General features: G+C 56.8%; 1 protein-coding gene. It reads left to right on the top strand.

Features of this window, described 5'->3' with window-relative positions:
- Positions 1 to 25: 25 nt before the first annotated feature.
- Positions 26 to 458, top strand: a 433-nt coding sequence (locus AWU74_RS12250; protein WP_498067497.1) for a hypothetical protein, incomplete at its 3' end; no start/stop codon positions are given.

Genomic DNA, 458 nt, shown 5'->3' with positions numbered 1-458 from the left:
GCGGCGCGGGCAGGCGTCGCACCCCGTGCTCTTCGCGTTCAACCCGGAAAGCGCGGCGGTCGACGGTGAAGAGCCGGGACTGAGAGTAGGCTCGCCCGAATACCCCGCGCCCGCAAGTTTCTACGGAAACACGGCAATAAAAGACGCTACGCAGAGCACCAGCGCCGAGACCGGCGCGCTCACCGTTGCGGGCGGACTCGGCGTTAAAAAGGATTTGCGGGTGGGCGGAGAAATACTTTCAGAAGAGGGGAAAAGTTTTGTGTCGGTCTGGTTTGTTTATTTTCAGTTGCCCGGCAAAAGCGCGCCTGACAAAATCTTTGTCGGCGTCTGGCTGTTAATATCGAGTTCGTTTGCGGGGCTCTTTTTTCGTGCGGAAGGCGGAAACGCCTCTGAGTTCGGAAGCGGCGTGCAAAACATGGCTATGCAGAACCATACTCACAACTATCTTTTACCTTCTT

The sequence above is a fragment of the Treponema endosymbiont of Eucomonympha sp. genome, from assembly GCF_001028545.1.
The sequence above is the reverse complement of the archived record's forward strand: the minus strand, read 5'-3'. Positions and strand labels throughout refer to the sequence as shown.